We start from the raw sequence: 19,137 nt of genomic DNA on the forward strand, positions 1-19,137 counted from the left end.
GTTTCGTTATCGGCGGCGCAACAGGCCGCCACATGGTCCTGTCAAAACAGAAAGTAGAAAGAGCACCGCAGCACTCAGCACTACCGCAGGTCCAGCCGGCAGCGAGAAATGCCACGATAGAATCAGGCCGATAAACGCAGAGACGATCGCCAGCAGCATGGCGATGCCGAGCATGTAGGCGAGATGGCGGCTCCAAAAGCGCGCGCTGGTTGCAGGTAACATCATCAATCCCACTGACATCAGCGTGCCCAGCACCTGAAAGCCTGCCACCAGATTGAGCACCACCAGCATCAGGAACAACCCGTGCACCAGCGGCGCGCTCCATTTGCCCTGGGCGCGCAGGAAATCGGGATCGAATGCATCTATCACCAGCGGACGGAAGATCACCGCCAGCAGCAGCAAAGTGAAAGCCGCAATGCCGCCGACCAGCAGAATCGCCGCGTTATCCACCGCCAGCAGCGATCCAAATAACACGTGCAGAAGATCGACGCTGGAACCCCGTAGCGACACCAGCGTGACACCGAGCGCGAGCGAACCGAGGTAGAAGCCAGAAAAGCTGGCATCCTCTTTCAAGTGCGTATAACGGCTAACCGCGCCGGAGAGCAGCGCCACTGCCAAACCGGCAATCAGGCCGCCAATGCCCATCGCCACCAGCGATAATCCCGATACCAGATAACCCATCGCCGCGCCGGGCAATACGGCATGTGATAGCGCATCGCCCACCAAACTCATGCGGCGCAGTGAAAGGAACACGCCCAGCGGAGTTGCGCTGATCGCCAGTGCCACGCAGGCGACTAGCGCACGGCGCATGAAACCAAATTCGATGAAGGGTTGAATTAATGTCACGACGCCACCTTGCGCAATTGCGGAGCGTGTGCAGAGTCAGCGTCATCCAGTGACAACACATCCTGAAAATAACGCGCCACCAGCGGGCGATCGTGCAGTACCACCAATAATGTGGTTCCCGCTCGCTGCTGCTGTTCGAGAATGGACATCAGCAGCATGACGGTTTGCGTATCAATACCGTTGAAGGGTTCATCCAGCAGCCAGAGCTGGCTGCGCTGCAGCATCAGACGCGCGAACAGCACGCGCTGCAGTTGTCCACCGGATAAGGTAGAAGGTTGAGCATCAGCAAACTCACGCATCTGGACCGCATCCAGCGCTGCGTCAATTTCTTTGCATAAGGACCGATTGATACTGCCGAACCAGCCGCAGCGCGGCCAGCACCCCATCGCCACCAGTTCATAAGCCGTAAGAGGAAAACGCGTTTCAAGTTCGCTGCGCTGCGGTAGCCACCCCAGCGCTTTGCGCGGAATCTGCAATTCACAGTGACCGGAAATTGGCGGCAATAAACCGGCAATGGTTTTCAATAAGGTCGATTTTCCGCTGCCATTAGCGCCAATCAGCGCCGTCATGCTGCCCTTTGTCAGCTCGCCGTTAATAACTGGCGTTACCGCCCGCCCCTGATAACCTGCCTGTAAGCGGTTGAAATGCATCATTTCTGCATTCCCCACCATAATGCCAGCGCCAGAAAGGCAATCAACGCCAGCGCGACCAGTAACCGGCCGCCAAGGGATAGAAGTAAACCGCTGTGATTCATACTCAATAACCAATAATGTTATAACATAACAATAATAGTACCCGATTCCGCCTTCATTGCGCCTGAGTAAAAGTGTTTCAAAAGTTGACCGCTGGCGAAGATATTCCCGGTAATTCACCGTTTTTACTTGATTGAGTTATGAAACCCATCACAACGATTACTCTTTCTGTTTATTAGCGACTTGCAATGTCGGGCAAGAAGCTCAATGATAGAAACATCATTCTTTTACTGGATACAAAATGCCGTCTATTATTCATTATGATATTGCTGTGGATGAGGACGATTGCGAAAAGTTAGTAAGAATTATCCAGGGGAATATTCTCAAAATAGCCGAGGCATTAGCCGGTGATTTACAGTGGTATTCTCAAAACGCGCAATTAGTTCCCGACAGCTTCCAGATTATTTCTATTCAACCAACCGACAATAATCGATTTAAAATGCTTTACGATTTCAACTGGAATTTATTTAATCCTTGCCTGGATTTAAATGAAACGTTTACGCGTCGTGAAGAAGTGATGTTCCAGGTAAACCCCGGCGCACTGGTGTTTGAAGTGATTGACAATACCCGCCCCTCTCCTGCCGACGAATTGTAATATTTGGTAATTGAGGTGAGCAAAGCTAATGATTGTGGATTACATTTAAGGAGTCGCTGAATACGCTTTATTCGTGATCGCTTCCTGGTAGCTTTTCCTAATCTCGCCGCGCTGCGGTAACTGTGCTAGCTATGGAGGGGAAAAAGATGGACGAATACTCACCGAAACGGCATGATATTGCCCAGCTTAAATACCTGTGTGAGAACTTGTTCGATGAAAGTATGGCGACATTGACTGATAGCCATCATGGCTGGGTTAATGATCCTACTTCTGAAAGCAATTTACAGCTCAACGATTTGATTGAGCATATCGCTTCTTTCACGATGAATTACAAAATTAAGCACGTTGAAGATGAAGCCCTGATTACGCAAATCGATGAATATCTTGACGATACCTTTATGCTGTTCAGCAGCTATGGAATCAATACTCAGGATCTACAACGGTGGCAGCGTTCAGCAAAACGCTTATTTAATCTGTTTGCCGAAGAGTGTGCTTATCTCCAACAACCTAGCCATTCCTTTTAGCACCAGACTGAGACCGGTTTATTTATGAGCAACCAAGCCTTAACCAAAACAGATTATTTGATGCGACTGCGCCGCTGTCGCTCAATCGATACCCTTGAACGGGTGATCGAAAAAAACAAGTACGAATTACCTGATAATGAACTCGCGGTATTCTATTCGGCAGCCGATCACCGTCTGGCTGAACTGACCATGAATAAGCTTTACGATAAAGTACCGGTTTCTGTCTGGAAGTTCGTCCGCTAAGATTTTCCTCTAACAGCCATTCTGCAACGTCATCGTTTTATCAAGGAGTGATTCACCGGCAAAGGAGTGCCAGATTTCTATATGGGTTAAATTCTGTGGGATTTCTGAAGGGAGATAAAATGGGTGGGGGCCCTGCCAGCTACATCCCGGCACACGCGTCGCCTGCTGCGGCTGCTTCCTTCCGGATCTGACCGAGTTCACAAGTTAGCGTTGCGGGAGAACCAACAGGGCCCCCATTGACGAGCCCTCATTTCGAGAGCGCAGGCATTATCAAGTAACCCCCTGGCAATTGCAAGCGTAGGCCAGACAACCGTTGGTTTCTTGCACAAGCACACAGCTAAGCGCTGCTGTCTACCCTTCTGCATGCTAAAGTTTGCCCTTTCTTCAATAAAAATAGGTGCGCACATGAGCGACCAGAACAATTTCTCTCAGCGCGTCTGGCAGATTATTGCGGCCATTCCGCCAGGAAAAGTCATCACTTACGGTGATGTGGCCCAGCTGGCAGGTTCGCCACGTGCAGCTCGTCAGGTGGGTGGCGTATTACGCCGTTTGCCAGAAGGCAGCAAATTGCCCTGGTTTCGCGTCATCAATCGCCATGGTCGTATTTCTCTGCAGGGCGACGATCTGTTTCGTCAGCGTGATGCGTTAGAAGCGGAAGGAATTGAAGTGAGTGATGCTGGGGAGATTGAGTTGGAAAAATATCGCTGGCAAATTTAGCGGTGCTATGTGTCGCGCTCAGACAGGCCACAAACCGCACTCAACTTAATACGCCGGAAGTCATCGTTGTGGAGTAAAGCGGCACACGCCATGGATGGCGTGTGCCGAGCGATCAGGGACGAGACAGCGGCTTTACGGAACAATGTTGACTTCCGGCGCTCTCTCGCCCCATTGATCGATTTAGAGACTCGTCGGAGCGGGTACCGAAGCCGATGGCGTAACCTGCGTCGGTGATGTCGAAGGCACCGTAGTCGCTGCGCCCGGTTGGGTTTGCATCGCGACGTTAGTCACCGGCACTAGCAGCAGTTCTGCTTTGGTTCCGCCCTGATTAATCACCGGTTTCACGGTATCGGTGATAAACGCCAGCTTGCCATCAATTGAAATGGCCGCACTTAACAGAATGCGCGCGTTGGGTTGAATGTCTGCCGGATTAAACGGCAAGACAAACTGGAACGGCGCCTGTTTCCCTTCAGTACGCACTACGCGCTGCGACAGCACCTTCGATGGCGCATCGGCCAGCGACGCATCAGAGAGCGTGACAGTCAGCACGGAATCCGGCGGCAGCGCAATGCGCTGGCGAATATACACCGAGCCACTGACATTTGGCTGCGCGATGGCGGCCTGCTGCCCTGCTACCGCTGAGCCGAGCGTTGGGGTAGCTACCGGTTTACTGTGGTCGGCACAACCTGTAATCGCTGCGGCCAGGGTCATACCGCTAATAACTTGCCAGAGTTTCATCGATGTCGTCTCCTTATGAACACTATGATTGTCGGCGGTAAATTTAATACCTGGATTTTCTACCGCCGAATGCCCTTAATTCTGGCACAAATATCGGGATTGCGCCTAAAGCATCAGCCAGCTTGCTGAAAGTACGGCAAAATCATTGACGGAAACTGGTCGGATCTTTCACACTGGCGCGATAAGTCACACTGAGGAATCCGCTATGAGTCAGGCACTGCACAACCTGCTTAATTTATTAAATCTGGAAAAACTGGAAGAAGGGCTGTTTCGCGGTCAGAGCGAAGACCTTGGCCTGCGCCAGGTGTTTGGTGGTCAGGTAGTGGGACAGGCGCTATACGCCGCGAAACAAACGGTGCCGGAAGAACGCATTATTCACTCCTTCCACAGCTACTTTCTGCGTCCAGGTGATAGCCAGAAAGCCATTATTTATGATGTCGAAACACTGCGAGATGGCAAAAGCTTTAGCGCGCGCCGCGTCAGCGCCGTGCAGAATGGCCAGCCGATTTTCTACATGACGGCATCGTTCCAGGCGCCAGAAAGTGGCTTCGAACATCAAAACAGCATGCCGCAGGTGCCAGGCCCGGATAATCTGCCATCGGAGCAGGATTTGGCAAAAAAGCTGGCCGCACATTTGCCGCTGAAATTAAAAGAGAAATTCCTCGCCGAACGTCCTCTGGATATCCGCCCGGTGCAGATTCATAACCCGTTGAAAGGTCACGTCGACGAACCGCTGCGCCAGGTGTGGATTCGCGCTAACGGCGAGCTGCCGGACGATCGCCGCATTCATCAGTATCTGCTCGGTTATGCCTCGGATCTCAACTTCTTGCCAGTCGCGCTACAGCCGCACGGTAAAGGCTTCCTTGAGGCTGATATGCAGGTTGCCACCATCGATCACTCTATGTGGTTCCATCGCCCATTCGACTTGTCACAGTGGCTGCTGTACAGCGTGGTGAGTACATCTGCATCAGGTGCACGCGGATTTGTGCGTGGTGAGTTTTATACGCAAGATGGCCGGCTGGTGGCCACCACCGTGCAGGAAGGCGTAATGCGTCAGCGCGAGGCATAAAAAAAGGGGCGAAATCATCGCCCCTCTGTTTTCTTATAATTTTAGCGCACTGCTCTTCTTTAACCCGACGATTACTGGTTGTAAGCGTTCTCGCCGTGGCTATTCACATCCAGACCTTCACGTTCCTGATCTTCCGGAACACGCAGGCCAACAATCATATCCGCCAGTTTAAAGCCGATGAAGGCAACCACGGCAGTCCAGACGATAGTCACACCCACGCTGAACAGCTGAATCCACACCTGATGGCCCATAGTCACGCCTTCTGCGTAGCCAACGCCGCCCAGTGAAGATGAAGCGAACACACCGGTCAGAATGCAGCCGAGGATGCCACACACGCCGTGCACACCGAATACATCGCATGGGTCATCAACGCGCAGCCATTTCTTCAGCGTTGTCACACCCCACAGACCGGCTAAGCCACCCGCCAGACCGATGATCAGCGCGCCGCCAACACCCACGTAACCACAGGCTGGGGTAATCGCCACCAGACCCGCAATGAAGCCCGAGCAAGCACCCAGCAGAGAAGGCTTACCACGTACCGCCCACTCGCCAAACACCCAGGACAGAACAGCACCCGCCGTTGCTACAACGGTATTCAGGAAGGCCAACGCAGCGATTTCGTTAGCAGAAGATGCAGAACCGGCGTTGAAGCCGAACCAGCCCACATACAGAATCGCCGTACCAAGGAATACCATTGGCAGGTTGTGCGGTTTGAACGCTTCTTTACCGAAACCAGCACGTTTACCCACCAGGTAAGCACCGACCAGACCGGCAACAGCGGCGTTGATGTGCACTACGGTACCGCCTGCGAAGTCGAGCGCGCCATCTTGCGCCAGCAAGCCGCCCGCCCAAACCATGTGTGCGATTGGCAGATAGGCCAGCGTCAGCCACACCACCACGAAAATCAGTACCGCAGAGAAGCGAATACGCTCAGCTAACGCACCCACAATCAGGCCAACGGTGATACAGGCGAAGGAAGCCTGGAACGCGACATGGATGTACTGATAGAAGCTGCCCATCAAGGCTTTCAGCTCAATATTTTTCAGCATGGCCCACTGGAAGCTACCAAAGAAGGCGTTACCTTCGCTGAACGCCAGCGAGTAGCCATAGATGACCCACAGCACACAAACCAGTGAAAACGTCACCGCAACCTGAGTCAGCATTGACAGCACGTTCTTCCCGCGGATCAAACCACCGTAGAACAGCGCAATGCCTGGAATTGACATAAACAGTACCAGCGCGGTACAGATCATCATAAAGGCGTTATCAGCTTTATCTGCCACCGCAGGTGCTGCCGCCATCGCCAGAGAAGGTAACAGCGCGAGGCTGGTGAGGCCCAACTTCGTTATCAGTTTATTCATTTCTTTCCATCCCATCACAATTCAGAGCCCCAGTTACAGTGCTGCTTCGTCGGTCTCGCCGGTACGAATACGAATGACGCGCTGCAGTTCTGCGACGAAAATCTTGCCGTCGCCAATTTTGCCGGTATAAGCGGCCTTGCTGATGACATCGACCACTTCATCAAGCTGGTCGTCCGCAATAGCGATATCAATTTTTACTTTTGGCAGGAAGTTAACGCTGTACTCGGCACCGCGATAAAGCTCTGCGTGACCTTTCTGGCGACCGAAACCTTTCACCTCGGTAACTGTCAGTCCCTGAATGCCAATAGAGGATAAGGCTTCACGCACGTCCTCCAGCTTAAATGGTTTGATTACCACGGTAACCAGCTTCATACGTTCCCCTCCGGATAAGAAATTGAGTGAGTCTTCGCGGACACGTAGGGATATAAGCAAAGGCTGTGCCATAAATAAAAAAAGGGGAATGTCAGTAGCCTGGGCGCGCTGCATGGCGCTTCGTTATGTGAGGTATGGCGCTAATTGGGGAGTGGTGGCAAGAGTGGTGTTGCAATGTTGCACCCCTTTGGTGCTTCAGGCCTCAAAGGGGTGCATCAATACAGAACATTCCGATAAAACTGTGCAAAAAAGGTGCAATTCACCCTTCAGCTTGTACGGGGATGCCCGCCGCGAGTTCATCGCCCGCCTGCTGTAGCTGATACATTTGCCAGTAACGGCCCTGCTCAGACAGCAGTTCAGCATGCGTTCCGCGCTCAACCACCTGACCGCGATGCAGCACTAAAATCTGATCGGCTTCCGTGATGGTGGAAAGCCGATGCGCGATGACCACAAGTGTACTGTGCTGGCGCAGCGCCCGTAACGCATGCTGAATGGCCTGCTCCGTACCAGAGTCTATATTGGCCGTGGCTTCGTCGAGGATTAAAATCTGCGGCAGTGAAACCAGCACGCGAGCCAGCGCCAGTAGCTGTTTCTGCCCAACCGACAGATTGTTACCCTGCTCGCCCAGCCGCGTGTGAATCCCTTCAGCCATGCTGCGTGCCAGTGGTGCCAGCTGCACCGTTTCCAGCGCCTGCCACACCATCTCTTCCGGGATATCGCGGCCCAAACGCACGTTGGCCAGCAGCGAATCTGCCAGTACCACCGGGTCCTGCTGCACCATCGCAATACTTTGACGCAAGGCGGCATGCGACAACTGCGGCAGCGGGCGACCATCCAGTTCGATGCTACCGCGTGTTACCGGATAATAGCCCATCAGCAAATTGGCTAAGGTGCTTTTACCGCTGCCGGTATGACCGACCAGCGCAACAAAATTACGCGCCGGCACTTCAAGGTTAATATTGCTCAACACATCGCGATTATCGCGATAGGCAAAGCTCACATCACGCAGCGAGATACTGCCGGAGGCCAGCGGCTGAATATCACCGCCGTAACCTTGCTGTTCGGCATCCATTAGTTCGAAGATACGTTCGCCAGACACTACCGCTTGCTGCAGCATTGACTGCTGCGTGGTCAGCTCAATCAGCGGCTCGTTAAGCCGGCCAAGATAGGTAATAAAGGCATAGAGTACGCCGACTTCAAACACGCCCGGCGTGGCAAAGCTAAACAGCATCAGCAAACCGCAAAGAATCATGGCGGAAAACAGGCTCAGCAGCGGGCGCAATAAAAAGCCATCCAGCCGCAGCGTTTCCATCCGTGCCAGATAGTGTGAACGGCTGGCTTCGCCCATGCGCTCACCAAAGCGCGCCTGCTGGCGGAACTGCTGGATCACACTCATGCCGTTGATGACTTCGTTAAAGCCGTTGTTGATATCCGCCAGATAACTGCGTACGCGACGTGCAATCGGCGTGCTGAAGCGTTGATATATCAACATTACCGTCAGCACCAACGGGAAAATCACCAGCGCGACCAGCGCCATGCGCCAATCCAGTGAGAACATCGCCACCAGCATCGCACCAATCAGCGCAGCAGCACGCAATACGGTGGCTACCACGGTGACGTAGAGATCTTTGATCACTTCGGTGTCGTTGGTGACGCGGGAGATAATCTGCCCCACCGGTTGCGTGTCGAAGGCGCTCAGCGGCTGGCGTAGCGCCGCGTTCATCACATCAACGCGCAGTTGCTGCACCACGCCAATTGCCGCGCGGTTAAACAGCAACGCTTGAAAATAGTGCAATCCCGCCGCCAGCAATTGCAGCAAAACAAAGCTCACCAGCAAGCCAGCGGCAATGCCCCACGGCATCTGATGCTTCGCTACCAAATTATCGATGAAATAGCTCACCAGAACCGGCCCGGTAACTTCAGCTGCGGCAGCAATCCACAGCATACCGACCGCCAGCCACAGCGATTTACGCCACGGTTTGCCGTACGCCAGCAGACGTTTCAGCGTCGGCCACAGACGTTGTGATTTAGCCACGGCTTGCTCCTTCTGCCACTTCATCGTCATCCAATGCCGCTTCCAACTGCTGATAACGGTACATGTCGCGATACCAGCCCTCTTTTGCCGCTAAGGTGTCATGATCGCCACGCTGCGCCACTGCGCCCTGCTGCAGCACCAGAATTTCGCTGGCCTCAGTGAGCGCTGACAAACGATGCGCACTGATAATTAACGTGCGCCCTTTGCCCCACTGACGCAGGTTATGCAGTATGTCATGCTCGGTACGGCCATCTACCGCCGACAGCGCATCATCCAGAATCAGGATTTCCGCATTCAGCAGCAGCGCGCGTGCAATAGAGATGCGCTGTTTCTGTCCACCGGACAGCATCACGCCGCGCTCGCCGACTTCGGTTTCATAGCCCTGCGGCAGGCGCAGAATGTCGTCGTGCACGCAGGCCATCTTCGCCACCTGCTCCAACTCTTGTTGCGTGGCATTCGGACAGCCGAGCGCCAGATTATTAGCGATGGTATCGGAGAACAGGAACGGCGTCTGACTCACTACCGCCAGCCGACTGCGCCAGCTATCGAGCCGCAGCTGCGGCAGCGGCGTGTTGTGATAGCGGATATCGCCCTGATCAACATCGAAATGGCGCTGAATCAGGCTGAGCAATGTGCTCTTACCGCAGCCAGTCGGTCCACATAATCCCAGCATCTGGCCCGGTTTTAACTGAAAATTGAGGTGACTGAGCACCGCGCCGGAACTGGCCGGATAGCGGAATTCACGGATCGCAACCTGCAGCACGCCCGGTTCAGGTGGTAACACTTTCTGTCCATCTTCGACCGCAGGCGCTTCTGTCAGCAGTGAGCGAATACGGCTCCACGCCGCGCTCCCACGCTCGACGATATTGATCATCCATGCCAGCGCGAGCATCGGCCAAATCATCAAACCGAGATACATCACAAAACTGGTGAGTTGACCGAGCGTTAAGCTGCCGTTCCACACCATCCAGCCACCACCGGCAATCGCCAACAGATTGGAGAAGCCGACGGCGATATAAATGATCGGATCGAAACGCGCGTCAACGCGTGCCACGTGCAGATTTTTCTTGCCGGTATCTGCGGCGATGCCCGCAAACTGTTGCGACTGGTGATCTTCAAGGCCAAACGCCTTAATCATGCGAATGCTGGTCAGGCTTTCCTGAGTTTGATCGTTAAGGCTGGAGAAGGCCGCCTGCGCCACTTTGAAACGCTGATGCAAGCGTGCGCCATCTTTTTGAATAGCGAATGCCATAATTGGCATCGGTATTAGCGCCAGTAACGTCAGCTCCCAGCTGATTTGTGTGCTCATCACGATCAGCACTACCAATCCCATTACCAGCGAATCCACCAGCGTCAGCACGCCTTCACCGGCGGCAAACACTACGCGATCGACGTCATTGGTGGCACGGGCGATAAGATCGCCCGTGCGATGACGCAGATAGAAGGCAGGATGCTGGCGACTGAGCTGACGGTAAAAATCTTCTCGCAGCTCAACGGCCAATTGGTAGGAGGCGCCGAACAGCAGCACGCGCCAGACGTAACGCAGCAGATAGACAATCACCGCGGTCAGCAGCATCACGCCAATCCACATGAAGATTTGCCCTGCGCTCAGGTTATGCTGGGTGACGCCGTCGACAATCACGCCGACCACGTGCGGGGGCAGCAACTGCAGCAGCGCAATAACAATCAGCAAGCTGACGGCACCCAAATATCGCCGCCACTCGCGCAAAAAATACCAACTTAACTGGCTGAATAATCGCACAAGCGTGTCTCTTTCTCTGCCCGTTAGGGCGCTACCGGCAATGCGGTGGTGTATTTAATCTCTTCCATGGCAAAACTGGAGGTCACATCCATCAGGCCCGGCACACCATTCACCAGACGCTTATAAAAGTTGTCATAGCTCTTCATGTCCGCCACCTGAATACGCAGCAAATAATCGTACTCACCCGCCATGCGGTAAAACGCCATCACTTCCGGCATTTGCTGCACCACGGCGACAAATTGCTTAAACCACTCGCTACTGTGCTGTTGAGTTTTGACAAACATAAAAGCGGTGAGCGATAGACCGATTTTTTCGCCGTCCACCAGCGCCACACGCGCACGAATAATGCCATCATCTTCCAGTTTTTTCAGGCGTTTCCAGCACGGCGTGGTGGTGAGATTCACAGCTTCGGCCAACGTCTGCAGCGACAGCGTGCAATCCTGCTGCAGCATTGCCAGCAAAGTACGGTCAGTTTTATCTAACATTTACCACTCCCGGAGAAAAATTTTCTCTAAGCGCACCATTATACCCCGATTAAAGCAACCTCTTTTTCCTGCCAGTGCCTTACAATGTGCGCAATAATGATCACGGAAAAGCAACATGCAAACGCTCTGGGTTCGCCACGCCATCAATGAAATTAACGCCGATTTTCAGCGTTCAGCGGATACGCATCTCATCCGCTTCAAACTGGACGATTTCCCCGGTATTCACTGCTATCTAAAGGATGAAAGCACCCATCCTAGTGGCAGCCTGAAACATCGCCTGGCGCGCTCCCTGTTTCTCTACGGTTTGGTTAATGGCTGGATCGGTGAAAATACGCCGATCATTGAAGCCTCTTCTGGCAGCACCGCCGTATCAGAAGCTTATTTCGCGCAGCTGCTTGGCCTGCCATTTATCGCGGTGATGCCCGCCAGTACCGCCAAACGTAAAATCGAGATGATTCGTTTTTATGGCGGCGAGTGCCATTTCGTCGCCGATCCCTGCCAGCTGTATAGCGAGTCAGAGCGTTTAGCGCGTGAATTAAAAGGCCACTTTATGGACCAGTTCACTTACGCTGAGCGCGCGACGGACTGGCGCGGCAACAACAATATCGCCGAAAGCATTTTCCGTCAGATGTCGCATGAACCTTTTCCGGTACCGCATACCGTCATCATGAGCGCCGGCACCGGCGGGACCTCAGCCACCTTAGGCCGTTACATCCGCTATCAGGGCCACGATACCCGCCTGCTGGTGGTCGACCCGCAGCATTCTGTGTTCTTTGATTACTGGCACAGCCACGATAGTACGCTGCGCAGCGAACGCGGCAGTTTGATTGAGGGCATTGGCCGTCCACGCGTGGAACCGTCGTTTTTACCGGACGTGATTGACGAAATGATGAAGGTGCCGGATGGGGCGACCGTCGCTGCGATGCTGCAGTTGGAGCAGATCCTCGGACGTCGTCCTGGCGCTTCAACCGGCACTAACTTCTGGGGCATGTTGCAGGTAGCAAAACGCATGCGGGAAAATGGCGAGCAAGGTTCACTGGTGACGCTGCTATGCGACAGCGGCGAGCGCTATCCCGATACCTATTACAATGCAGAGTGGGTGAAGCAGAATATCGGCGACATTACGCCGTGGGTGCATGAGCTGCAATAAAAAACCGGACGTCCTGTCCGGTTCACTGTAAGCCTCAGCATTCGGGGGAATAATCGAGGTGTGGTGTGGTCATCCAGTGATTTAAGTAGTGAGACACCGCCTGTGTCTCGCAATGACCAATAATCGGTAAATGCGGCAATGACGTCTTCAGTTGATTCATTGCATTGCCCATAATAAATCCGTTGCCCACGCTCTCCAGCATTTCACGATCGTTCATCGCATCGCCAAACGCCATGCAGTCGGAGAGCGACAGCGAAAGATGCTGACACAGACGTCCCAACGCCGCGCCTTTATGGCAGTCGACCGGCAATACCTCCAGGCAATCCCACGCGGAAAAACAAATATTGGCCCGCTCGCCTAATGCGGCCTGCAGTTCACTTCTTAACGCCTGCAACATTTCATGCGGCGCAATAAAACAGATCTTAGTCACTTCATGCGCCGACATCTGGCGCAAGTCACGCAGTTGGTAATGGAAGCCGCTCATCGCATGAGCTTCCAGCGCACCAAGCATGGGCTTATCAGTAAACCAGCCTTCATCATTGAAAATATGAATCGACGCCGGCGTTTGCCAATGGGTGTGAATCACCTCTTCAGCCACTGATGAGCTCAAATCACAGCCGTAAAGCGGGTTGCCTTCCAGATCATGAATACGCGTGCCGTTGCCGGTGATCAGCCATGCTGGCAAGGTGATTTGCTCGCGGACTCGCTGCATATCCATCAGATGGCGGCCGGTGGCAAAAGCCAGAGTTACCCCGCGCTGATGCAACGCCTGCAGGCTTGCCAGCGTCTCATTACCTAACCGATGGGTGGGCAGCAGCAGCGTACCGTCCATATCAAATGCCGCGAGACGAGCCATGCGAATTCTCCTGTCTGAATGAGGTGGCTACTATCGCCTGGTAATTACGGAACTAATAGTGAATACTTTTTAAAAACTGTTCCGGGTTTAGCTATGCGCGAACTGCATCGGGTCAACCAATTTCAGCGTCTGTGGCAACTCAGCCACGGTGAAACACAACGTCTCAGCGTCGCTGTGATGGCACAGCACTGTTTTTGCAGTGAACGCCACGCGCGTACGCTGCTACGCCAATGGCAGGACGCGGGTTGGCTGCGCTGGCGCGCTGAATCCGGACGCGGCAAACAGGGCAAGCTGACTTTTCTGCTGTCGCCGGAGCAGCTGCGGCAGCAGTTGTTAACACGGCAACTTGATGCCGGTGAAGCGGTACAAGCCTTGCAAGTGCTGGATCTGCATCCCGATCGACTGGTGAAAATGCTGCGGCCGCTGATGGGCGGCCAATGGCAAAACCAGTCGCCGGTTTTGCGCATCCCCTATTACCGCGCGATGGAACCGCTGCGTCCGCTGCAGCTGACCGGGCGCGCCGAGCAACATCTGGCGCGCCAGGTTTTCTCCGGGCTAACGCGCTTTCGCGATAATGATGTTGAAGGCGATATCGCTCACCATTGGCAGCACGATGCCAGCGGCCGTGAATGGTACTTCTGGCTCCGCCCACAGCTCAGCTGGCATAACGATGAGCCGGTGCAAGCGGCGCAACTGGTCGAGCAGCTGCAAGAGATCATGCAATCGCCGCGCGGTTCGCGCCTGCTCGCGGCAATTGAGCAAATTGAAGCCCCGCATCCGCTGGCGGTGCATATTCAACTGCGCGAGAGCGATTACTGGCTGCCGCAGAGGCTGGCGCATCAGTTCTGTTTGTTACCTCATCCTGAATTCGCTGATATTGGCAGCGGAGCATGGAAACTGACGCACTTCACCGCTGATCTGGTGCGGCTGGAGAGCCATGCGCGCTGGCATTTGCAGCGCCCGCTGATCCAGCGGATGGAATACTGGATCACGCCACAGCTGTTTGATCGTGATCTCGGCACCAGCTGTAGCCACCCGGTGCAAATCGCGATTGGCGATCCTGATGAACTGGATACGCTGCGCTCAGTAGATCGCAGCATAAGCCTCGGATTTTGCTATCTCGCACCGCGTATCTCTTCGCACTTCAGTGCCGACCAGGCCAAATCGCTGATTGCGCTGATTCAGCGTAGCGGCGTGATTAAGCAGTTGCCGCTGGATGAAGGCTTGATCACCCCAAGTCACGAACTGCTCCCCGGCTGGCCCGTGCCGTTTGCAGAGTGCGACAACATTGCACTGCCGCCGGCTCTGACGCTGCATTACCATTTACCGGTCGAGTTGCATGTCATGGCGCAGGCGCTGATCCCCCTACTGGCGCAATACGGCTGCACCCTGACCTGCTTTTTTCACGACGTAAAAAGCTGGCGCGACGATATCGATCTCAGTCAAGCTGATGTCGTGATGGGCGATCGGCTGATCGGCGATGCGCCGCTGTTCACGCTAGTGAATTGGCTGGAGAACGATGCGGTATGGCAACCGCTGCGCGAAGACGTGCTGCAACAACCGCTTAGCGCCATCGCCCAGCAACCCAGCGCGGCGCTGCGTGGCGAGCAAACCCATCAACTGTTCCAGCATCTGATGCGCGCAGGTCATCTTCTGCCACTGTTTAACTATCGCTATCAGGTTTTTGCTCCGCCTGGCGTTGAGGGCATTCAACTCAACAGTTTGGGCTGGTTTGATTTCACCCGCGCCTGGATTCCGCCGCCAACCACAGCCAGCGTTACATCCTAAAAAATTCGAGTTGCAGAAAGGCGGCAAGTGGGTGAATTCCAGGAGATTACAGAAGTAAGTGACCGGGATGAACACGCGCAGCCAACGCATCTATCCAAGAGTAGGCGCCATGAAGGGACTTGAAGTATGACGGGTATACTGTTCAGTCCGCGTCTGAGCCAGTACCATAGGCGCACTGATTTTTGGGGAAGAAAAAATGAAAAGAGCCGTTGTGGTATTTAGTGGCGGACAAGACTCCACCACCTGTTTAATTCAGGCGCTGCAACATTATGATGAAGTGCATTGCGTCACCTTTGATTACGGCCAGCGTCATCGCGAAGAGATTGAGGTTGCGGCTGAGCTGTCACAAAAGCTCGGCGCCCGCGCGCACAAAGTGCTGGATGTGACGCTGCTCAACGAATTAGCCGTCAGCAGCCTGACGCGCGATAATATTCCCGTACCGACGTATGATCCTAACGCCAGCGGTTTACCGAGTACCTTTGTGCCGGGCCGCAATATTCTATTCCTGACGCTGGCCTCAATTTATGCCTATCAGGTTGAAGCTGAGGCAGTCATCACCGGCGTATGTGAGACCGATTTCTCCGGTTATCCGGATTGCCGCGATGAGTTTGTTAAAGCCCTGAATAACGCCGTAAGTCTGGGGATGGCGCGCAATATTCGCTTTGAAACGCCGCTAATGTGGCTGAACAAAGCGGAGACTTGGGCGCTGGCAGATTACTGGCAGCAGTTGCCGCTGGTACGCGCCGAAACCCTCACCTGCTATAACGGCATTAAGGGCGATGGATGTGGCGAATGCGCAGCCTGTCATTTACGTGCCCGCGGCTTAGCCGAGTATCAGGAAAACACGTCAGCCGTGATGGCCGCGATGAAACAGAAAAGCGGCCTCAGCTGATTCAGATTGCGCTGTAAGCTGGCGTCATTGATGCCAGCTAATGACTCTCAAGCATCAACGCCGCCATACGATCGCGCAACTCCCCCTCCATCGGCACCGCTTTTTGCGTGCGTAAATCGATACAAACAAAGGTTAGCGCTGCGTCAGCCACCACCGAATTATCTTTCGCCAATAATACGCGCTGCGTGATCACACCACTTTTACCGCTTAGCTGAGATACTTCACTTTCAATATTCAGCACGTCGCCCAGCACTGCCGGACGACGATAGTTAATGTTGATATTCACCACCACAAACGCCAGCTGTTGCGCCATCAGCCAATGAAAGGCATCGACATCCTCCAACCACTGCCAGCGCGCCTCTTCAAGAAACTCCAAATAGCGCGCGTTATTCACGTGCTGATAAACATCCAGATGATACCCGCGCACTTTAATTGTGGTTTGCATTGTTGCTCCTGTTCAGGCTGAGAATGACAACTGGTAAGACCTGTTGAGCATAGCACAGCCTGAATAGGGGCTTTTTCAATCCTTCAAAGTCGCGAGTCGCCTCACAGTTTAAGCCGAGCGCTGTTACGCTCTATCAATGCACTGCCGATGCCCGGCACCTCCTTGAGTTGCTCAATGGCAGTAAAGGGACCGTATTGCTCGCGATAACTCACTATCGCCTGCGCTTTCTTTAGTCCTATGCCATTCATGCCAGCAGCGAGCTGCTCAGCTGTGGCTGAATTAATGCTGACCTGCCCTTCCTGTGGCGTGGAAACTTGCGTTGCCTGCGTTTCGCTGGGGCTCTCGGCGGCCGCGAGCCCAGTGGTATAAACTGCGCCGCCCAGCGCCAGCGCAATACAGAGGGCATGAAACGTTGATTTAACCATGCTGTGTTTCTCCTTGTGTTTGACAGCAACAGCAGGGTGTCACAGCTAAAATCAACGCTCAAAAGGGCAATTCCAGAAATGGAAAAGGCCGCATAAGCGGCCTTTCGGTATTGCAGTGATTTAACTTTTTTTGTGAGGCTTACTGGTTTTGTGCAGCGGCGCCGTACTTAATCTTCGCCTCTTTACGCAGGTTTTCCAGCAGCGCTTCAAAGGCGATCTGCGCATTATTCTGCGTCACACCTTTCACCATCTCATCGGTCTGTGCCTGCGGCATATTGCCCGCGCTGACTTTATCCAGCGCGACCAGCACCACATTGCCTTGCATATCTTCGCTCACGCCCCACGACGGCTTATTGTCGGCAGGTTGTGGCAGATTGAAGGCTGACTGCGCAACCGGATCCTGTGCATTGCGGTCGAATGATTTGCTGGCGCTGAGCGTCAAGCCCGCAGCTTGCAGCGCATCTGCTTTACCGGCTTTCAGATCGGCCAGCAATTTGTCGGCCTGCGCTTTTGCCTGCTGCGTCGCTTTATCATGCTTCAGGGTATCCACAATCTGCGCTTTAACCTGATCCAACGGCTTCACCGCTTCCGGTTTATGCTCGCTGATACGCAAGACGAAGGCGCGATCGCCATCCACAGAAATGATGTCGGAGTTGTTACCCGGCGCACCATTCTGACCGACTAAACCACCGTTGAAGATCGCCTGCTTAACCGCATCGAAATTCAGCTCATCTGGCAAGTTATCGCGGGTGATCCAATTGGTTTCGACCACTTTCAGACCCGAAGCCTGTGCTGCGCCAGCCAGCGATTCATTATCATTGCTGGCCGCTTCGCTCACTTTCTGCTGAATTTTGTAGAAGGCATCCACCGCTTTCTCTTGCTTCACTTTGTCCGCAACGGCGTCATGCACTTCGGCCAGCGGCTTAACCTGCTCCGGCTGAATATCGTCCAGACGCACCACGAGGTAGCCAACAGAAGACTTAATAGCACCCGACAGCTGGCCTTTCTGCGTCAGATTGGCATTTTTCAGCTCGTCTGGCGTAGTGCTCGGCTCCAGCCACCCCATATCGCCACCTTTACGCGCTGAGATTGGGTCAATTGATTTGCTTTTTGCCAGTGCAGCGAAATCTTCACCTTTCTTCAGGGCATCAACCACGGCGTTGGCATCGGCTTCAGTTTTGGTCTGAATCACGCTATAGCGATTGCGCTGCGGCTGTGAATAATCCGCTTTATGTTGGTCGTACCAGCTCTGAATATCTGCTTCGCTGGCCGTTTCCGTCATGCTAGCGGCATCCATCTTGATGTAGCTCACGCGGAACTGCTCAGGCGCCATAAAGCTGTTTTGATGTTGCTGATAATACTGACTGATTTCATCGTCACTGACGGTCTGTTTAGCCGCCAACGCGTTGACATCAATCACCGCCTGGCGCACTTCACGCTGCTGTGACACCAGATCTACCAGCTTGCTGGTTTCGCCTTTCAGCATGAAATCGGTATTGGTAATGGCGTTAATCAGCTGCTGCGTCGCCAGCTGCTTGCGCAGCGCTTCCGCATACTGGTCAGCGGTGAAGCCCATGCTGGTGATCAGGCCGCTGTATTTGGCGTTGTCGAACTTACCGTTGGTCTGGAAGGCTTTTTGATTGAAAATTGCCTGTTTCACCTGATCATCGCTGATGCCAATGTGCAGATCTTTGATGTATTGATCGAGCAGTGCCTGATCAATCAGCTGCGACAGCGCCTGCTGACGCATCTGCTGCATATAGCCTTCGTTGCTGGCTAGCTGTGAGAACTGATCGCCCAGCATCTGCTGCTGACGATTGCGCTCATTGTTATAACCCTGCTCCAGCTCCGCACGGCTGATCTCATGGCCGTTAACTTTCGCGGCATAATCGCTGCCGCCGCCAATCAGGTAGTTGCCCACCCCGGTGAGTACAAAAGACAGGATGATCAATCCCAGAATAATCTTGAGCACGACATGATTCGACGCCGCGCGTAAATTGTCCATCATGGTATGACAACACTCCGCTGTAGTGTGAATGTAAAGCTTTAACACGATGTCATCATCGTGCAACTGCTGTTCAG

The 19,137-nt window shown here is 53.9% G+C and carries 20 protein-coding genes and 1 other RNA gene; 8 read left to right on the top strand and 13 right to left on the bottom strand.

The annotated features are described in order from the left end of the window. Positions 1-6: 6 nt before the first annotated feature. Positions 7-846: a metal ABC transporter permease gene (locus WFL93_RS04345; RefSeq protein WP_336777333.1), complete on the bottom strand. Its 840-nt coding sequence runs from the start codon at positions 844-846 to the stop codon at positions 7-9. Further along, positions 843-1,499, bottom strand: coding sequence for a metal ABC transporter ATP-binding protein (locus WFL93_RS04350; RefSeq protein WP_336777334.1), 657 nt, complete (start codon positions 1,497-1,499; stop codon positions 843-845). Before WFL93_RS04350 ends, WFL93_RS04345 begins: the two co-directional genes overlap by 4 nt. 340 nt (positions 1,500-1,839) lie before the next feature. Between WFL93_RS04350 and WFL93_RS04355 the strand changes: the two genes are divergently transcribed. The 3 genes from WFL93_RS04355 to WFL93_RS04365 all read left to right on the top strand — a co-directional run bounded on the left by WFL93_RS04355 (position 1,840) and on the right by WFL93_RS04365 (position 2,960). Next, the gene (locus tag WFL93_RS04355; RefSeq protein ID WP_336777335.1) at positions 1,840-2,193 is read left to right on the top strand and encodes a hypothetical protein; all 354 of its coding nucleotides are present in this window, start codon (positions 1,840-1,842) and stop codon (positions 2,191-2,193) included. A gap of 146 nt (positions 2,194-2,339) precedes the next feature. Then, positions 2,340-2,717, top strand: a complete 378-nt coding sequence (gene tomB / locus WFL93_RS04360) for an Hha toxicity modulator TomB (protein ID WP_007886936.1) — start codon at positions 2,340-2,342, stop codon at positions 2,715-2,717. Positions 2,718-2,741: 24 nt separating this feature from the next. Further along, positions 2,742-2,960 carry an HHA domain-containing protein gene (locus WFL93_RS04365; RefSeq protein ID WP_007886938.1) on the top strand — a complete coding sequence of 73 codons (219 nt, stop codon included), beginning with the start codon at positions 2,742-2,744 and terminating at the stop codon, positions 2,958-2,960. A 130-nt stretch (positions 2,961-3,090) separates the two neighbouring features. On the opposite strand, the gene ffs is transcribed toward WFL93_RS04365, so the two are convergent. Then, positions 3,091-3,187: signal recognition particle sRNA small type (ffs, locus tag WFL93_RS04370), an RNA gene on the bottom strand. A gap of 178 nt (positions 3,188-3,365) precedes the next feature. On the opposite strand from ffs, the gene WFL93_RS04375 reads away from it, so the two are divergent. Continuing rightward, on the top strand, positions 3,366-3,677 hold the full coding sequence (locus tag WFL93_RS04375) for an MGMT family protein (protein ID WP_180823180.1): 312 nt from the start codon (positions 3,366-3,368) through the stop codon (positions 3,675-3,677). A gap of 180 nt (positions 3,678-3,857) precedes the next feature. Here the strand turns inward: WFL93_RS04375 and WFL93_RS04380 are convergent, their stop codons facing one another. After that, positions 3,858-4,415, bottom strand: coding sequence for a YbaY family lipoprotein (locus tag WFL93_RS04380; RefSeq protein WP_007886942.1), 558 nt, complete (start codon positions 4,413-4,415; stop codon positions 3,858-3,860). A 205-nt stretch (positions 4,416-4,620) separates the two neighbouring features. Here WFL93_RS04380 and tesB point away from each other — a divergent pair, with 205 nt between their 5' ends. After that, positions 4,621-5,484, top strand: a complete 864-nt coding sequence (gene tesB, locus WFL93_RS04385; RefSeq protein ID WP_180823179.1) for an acyl-CoA thioesterase II — start codon at positions 4,621-4,623, stop codon at positions 5,482-5,484. 71 nt (positions 5,485-5,555) lie between these two features. Here the strand turns inward: tesB and amtB are convergent, their stop codons facing one another. The 5 genes from amtB to WFL93_RS04410 form a co-directional block, all read right to left on the bottom strand. After that, positions 5,556-6,845 (bottom strand): ammonium transporter AmtB, encoded by a 1,290-nt coding sequence (gene amtB, locus WFL93_RS04390; protein ID WP_007886945.1) that lies wholly within the window; start codon positions 6,843-6,845, stop codon positions 5,556-5,558. 33 nt (positions 6,846-6,878) lie between these two features. After that, a complete protein-coding gene (gene glnK / locus WFL93_RS04395) occupies positions 6,879-7,217 on the bottom strand; it encodes a P-II family nitrogen regulator (RefSeq protein ID WP_007886947.1) in 339 nt (112 codons plus the stop codon). A gap of 259 nt (positions 7,218-7,476) precedes the next feature. Further along, the gene (locus tag WFL93_RS04400) at positions 7,477-9,252 is read right to left on the bottom strand and encodes a SmdB family multidrug efflux ABC transporter permease/ATP-binding protein (protein WP_336777336.1); all 1,776 of its coding nucleotides are present in this window, start codon (positions 9,250-9,252) and stop codon (positions 7,477-7,479) included. Continuing rightward, complete coding sequence (locus WFL93_RS04405; RefSeq protein ID WP_049850819.1) at positions 9,245-11,014, bottom strand: SmdA family multidrug ABC transporter permease/ATP-binding protein; 1,770 nt, start codon at positions 11,012-11,014, stop codon at positions 9,245-9,247. Before WFL93_RS04405 ends, WFL93_RS04400 begins: the two co-directional genes overlap by 8 nt. A 23-nt stretch (positions 11,015-11,037) precedes the next feature. Next, positions 11,038-11,499, bottom strand: coding sequence for an Lrp/AsnC family transcriptional regulator (locus WFL93_RS04410; RefSeq protein ID WP_336777337.1), 462 nt, complete (start codon positions 11,497-11,499; stop codon positions 11,038-11,040). Positions 11,500-11,614: 115 nt separating this feature from the next. Here WFL93_RS04410 and WFL93_RS04415 point away from each other — a divergent pair, with 115 nt between their 5' ends. After that, complete coding sequence (locus WFL93_RS04415) at positions 11,615-12,649, top strand: PLP-dependent cysteine synthase family protein (RefSeq protein ID WP_049850818.1); 1,035 nt, start codon at positions 11,615-11,617, stop codon at positions 12,647-12,649. Positions 12,650-12,683: 34 nt separating this feature from the next. Here WFL93_RS04415 and cof read toward each other — a convergent pair whose 3' ends face one another. Further along, positions 12,684-13,505 (bottom strand): HMP-PP phosphatase, encoded by an 822-nt coding sequence (gene cof, locus WFL93_RS04420; RefSeq protein ID WP_336777338.1) that lies wholly within the window; start codon positions 13,503-13,505, stop codon positions 12,684-12,686. Between the two features lie 93 nt (positions 13,506-13,598). Between cof and WFL93_RS04425 the strand changes: the two genes are divergently transcribed. Together WFL93_RS04425 and queC are read left to right on the top strand one after the other, a co-directional pair. Beyond that, positions 13,599-15,293: an SgrR family transcriptional regulator gene (locus WFL93_RS04425; RefSeq protein ID WP_336777339.1), complete on the top strand. Its 1,695-nt coding sequence runs from the start codon at positions 13,599-13,601 to the stop codon at positions 15,291-15,293. 196 nt (positions 15,294-15,489) lie between these two features. Beyond that, positions 15,490-16,185 carry a 7-cyano-7-deazaguanine synthase QueC gene (gene queC / locus WFL93_RS04430; RefSeq protein WP_180823175.1) on the top strand — a complete coding sequence of 232 codons (696 nt, stop codon included), beginning with the start codon at positions 15,490-15,492 and terminating at the stop codon, positions 16,183-16,185. 37 nt (positions 16,186-16,222) lie between these two features. On the opposite strand, the gene WFL93_RS04435 is transcribed toward queC, so the two are convergent. The 3 genes from WFL93_RS04435 to ppiD all read right to left on the bottom strand — a co-directional run bounded on the left by WFL93_RS04435 (position 16,223) and on the right by ppiD (position 19,063). After that, positions 16,223-16,630 carry a YbgC/FadM family acyl-CoA thioesterase gene (locus tag WFL93_RS04435; RefSeq protein WP_007886959.1) on the bottom strand — a complete coding sequence of 136 codons (408 nt, stop codon included), beginning with the start codon at positions 16,628-16,630 and terminating at the stop codon, positions 16,223-16,225. Positions 16,631-16,731: 101 nt separating this feature from the next. Beyond that, positions 16,732-17,055 carry a ComEA family DNA-binding protein gene (locus tag WFL93_RS04440; protein ID WP_007886961.1) on the bottom strand — a complete coding sequence of 108 codons (324 nt, stop codon included), beginning with the start codon at positions 17,053-17,055 and terminating at the stop codon, positions 16,732-16,734. Between the two features lie 139 nt (positions 17,056-17,194). After that, positions 17,195-19,063: a peptidylprolyl isomerase gene (gene ppiD / locus WFL93_RS04445; RefSeq protein WP_336777340.1), complete on the bottom strand. Its 1,869-nt coding sequence runs from the start codon at positions 19,061-19,063 to the stop codon at positions 17,195-17,197. Positions 19,064-19,137: the final 74 nt, after the last annotated feature.

Origin of the sequence: Pantoea sp. USHLN256 (genome assembly GCF_037149875.1) — a bacterium.
Classification (GTDB): Bacteria; Pseudomonadota; Gammaproteobacteria; order Enterobacterales; family Enterobacteriaceae; genus Pantoea; species Pantoea nemavictus.